General features: G+C 63.0%; 3 protein-coding genes. 2 read left to right on the forward strand and 1 reads right to left on the reverse strand.

Translation table 11 applies throughout. The annotated features are described in order from the left end of the window. On the forward strand, positions 1-1,061 hold a 1,061-nt coding region (locus K0F85_RS09490; RefSeq protein WP_219115793.1), incomplete at its 5' end, for a flavodoxin family protein. Positions 1,062-1,073: 12 nt separating this feature from the next. On the opposite strand, the gene K0F85_RS09495 is transcribed toward K0F85_RS09490, so the two are convergent. Continuing rightward, positions 1,074-1,976, reverse strand: coding sequence for a LysR family transcriptional regulator (locus K0F85_RS09495; protein ID WP_219115794.1), 903 nt, complete (start codon positions 1,974-1,976; stop codon positions 1,074-1,076). Positions 1,977-2,081: 105 nt separating this feature from the next. Here K0F85_RS09495 and K0F85_RS09500 point away from each other — a divergent pair. Next, the coding region (locus tag K0F85_RS09500) for a YeiH family protein (protein ID WP_257572651.1) at positions 2,082-3,144 on the forward strand (1,063 nt) is incomplete at its 3' end.

Below are 3,144 nucleotides of genomic sequence, written 5' to 3' on the forward strand. Positions count from 1 at the left end.
CGCGCCAGGGCCAGGCGCCAGCGCCGCTGGGCAGGGTCGAATTTCATTTGCAATTCATCCGCTCGTTTGCCGACCCCACATTCGACACCGTGCGTGGCGCCCTGGTGCAGGTGGAAGAAGTGGCGTGGAAGAATTACCACGATGGACGCAAGGCGCCTGTCACGCAAAAGGCGGGACCGGGTTTTATCGACCCCGACTACGATTTATCGGTGGAGTGGAAAGCCACGCGCGACCGCCTGCTGGCCGCCGAGGAGCGCCAGAAAGATCCGGCCACGCCGTCGCGCGTGCTGCTGATCTGCGGCGCGGCGCGCAACGACGGTTCTTGCCCAGGTGAAATATCAAAGACCTGGCGCATGACGCAATGGGCGAAAGAAGTGCTGCAGGCCGACCACATCGAAGCGGACGTGCTGGACCTGAGCTTGCTGACGTCCTCGTATGACTTGCACATTCATCCATGCAAGGGCTGCGTCTCGACGGCCATGCCCCTGTGCCACTGGCCGTGCAGCTGCTACCCGAACCATGGCGAACGCCAGACGAACGACTGGATGGCTGAAATATACGAGCGCTGGACAGCCGCGCACGCCGTCATCATCCTCACTCCCGTGTACTGGTACCAGACACCCGGCGTGCTGAAACTGATGATAGACCGGCTCGTCTGCGCCGACGGCGGCAACCCGGACCCCACGTCCACGCACGGAAAGAAAGCCGTGGAAGCGAAGGCCCTGGAATTGCAAGGCTGGAATTACCCGAAACACCTGGCCGGGCGCGCGTATGGCCTGGTCGTGCACGGCGACGTGGCCGGCATCGAAGGGGTACGGCGTGGCCTGTCGGACTGGCTGGACTGGATGGGTCTGGTCGACGCGGGCGCGAAATCACGGCTGGACCGCTATATCGGCTATTACGACAGCTATGCGCAAAGCCATGAGACCTTGGACCGCGATACCAATATGCAGGAAGAAGTACGCAACGTGGCGCGTGCCGTGGCCGCAGCCGTCCAACGGCTGCGCGCAGGTACGCTGGCGCCGCCCGATGCGGCATTGCAAGCTCCGCGGCCAAAATAAGGCCGCGCGCAACTACCCCGCCATGCGCGTAGCGTGGCGGCACAGTTCCAGGAAACCCGTCAAACGGGGCGAGAGTATTTTTTTAGACTGGCGTATCAGGTAAAAGTTGCGCTCCAATGGCGGCAGCATGGTCTCCAGTTCCACCAGTTGCCCACTGGCCAGCAAATCAGCCACCACGACCCGCGACAGGCAGGCGATGCCCAGCCCTGCTGAGGCGCCATATTTGATCGCTTCCGAGTTGCTGAACTCGCCCGCTGGCCGCAGATAGTGCAGGTAAGGTACCAGCGCCTGCTCCACTGCCTCGCGCGTGCCTGAGCCCGCTTCACGCAGCAGCCAGCCCGCCTGGTTCAGCTCCGTAAAACTGAGCAAATGGCGCAGTTGCGCCAGCGGATGCGTGGGCGCGGCCACGATCAGCATCTGGTCCGTCAGCCACGGTTCCACCAGCAAACCCGCTTCGTGGCACGGCCCTTCGATCAGGCCGATATCAACCTGGAAGGCGGCCACGGCGGCGGCGATGTCGGCCGTGTTGGCAATCGTCACTTGCGGGATGCTGCGTCCGTACTGCTGCGCTGCTTGCGCCAGGATCTGCGGCAACAGATAGATGCCGATAGTGGTGCTGGCGCCGATTTGCAGGCTGACGGGTACGGACGGGTCGGCGCCCGCAAACTGGCGCTCGATGCTGGCAGCGCCGTCGCGCATCTGCCGCGCCTGCGGCAACAGCCAACGGCCATTGTCGTTGAGCAGCAGTCGCTTGCCCACCCGGTCGAACAGTTGCGCCCCGAGCAAGGTTTCCAGTTCATTCAGGGAAGCGCTGGTGGCCGATTGCGACAGCGCAATCAAGTCGCCGGCCGCGCTGGTGCTGCCCGTGTCCGCCACGGCCAGGAAAATCTGCAGTTGCCGCAAAGTCAACGCCATCTCATATACTCACATAATAGGTTAAACATACAAAAACAATCCGTTTTACCATTTAATCAGCGAACTGTACAGTCATGCCATACGCATAAAAACATGGAGTACGGCATGTCTTCTCTCTCAACAAGCAACACAACAAGTTTCAGCGACCGCTACGGCCGCCTTCTGCCGGGCCTGCTGCTGAGCGGCGCGATCGCCTATGGCGCCATCGCGCTGGGCAAGCTGGCATGGATGCAAAGCCACGGCATGAGCGCCCTGACCCTGGCCATCATGCTGGGCATTGTGCTGGGCAATAGCGTGTATGGCAGTCTGGCGCCCACCTGCGGCGCGGGCGTGGCCTTTTCCAAGCAGACGTTATTGCGCCTGGGCATCATCCTCTACGGCTTTCGTTTGACCTTCCAGGATATCGGCCAGGTGGGCCTGGCCGGCATCGCCATCGACGCGCTGGTGCTGGCGTCCACGTTTGGCCTGGCCATGTTTCTCGGCACCAAGGTGTTCAAGCTGGAGCGCAACAGCGCCATCCTGATCGGCGCGGGCAGCTCCATCTGCGGCGCGGCGGCCGTGATGGCGACGGAACCCGTCGTCAAGGGGCGCAGCGAGGATGTGACCGTAGCGGTCTCGACCGTCGTGGTGTTCGGCACCATCGCCATCTTTCTGTATCCCTTGCTGTACCAGTTGAATCTGGGCTGGCATGTGCTGGCAGCCACGCCTGCCGCGTTCGGCGTGTATATCGGCTCGACCGTGCATGAGGTGGCGCAGGTGGTGGCGGCCGGCAAGTCGATCGGGCAGGAAGCGGCGAATGCGGCCGTGATCGCCAAGATGGTGCGCGTGATGATGCTGGCGCCATTCCTCGTCATCCTGTCGGCGGTGCTGGTGCGCGGCAAGGCCAATGGCGGCAACAGCGGTCACGACAAGGCGGCCAAGCTGGCCATTCCCTGGTTCGCTTTCATCTTTATCGGCGTAGTCGCCTTCAATTCGCTGGGCCTGCTGCCAGCAAGCACAGTGTCCACCATCACCGAGCTCGACACGGCCCTGCTGGCCATGGCCATGGCGGCCCTGGGCTTGACCACGCACATGTCGGCCATCCGCCGCGCCGGCATCAAGCCCCTGCTGCTGGCGGGACTGCTGTTTTGCTGGCTGATCGCCGGTGGCGCCGCCATCAACCACGTGG

It is taken from the genome of Janthinobacterium sp. UMAB-56, from assembly GCF_900095265.1.
Lineage (GTDB): Bacteria > Pseudomonadota > Gammaproteobacteria > Burkholderiales > Burkholderiaceae_D > Janthinobacterium.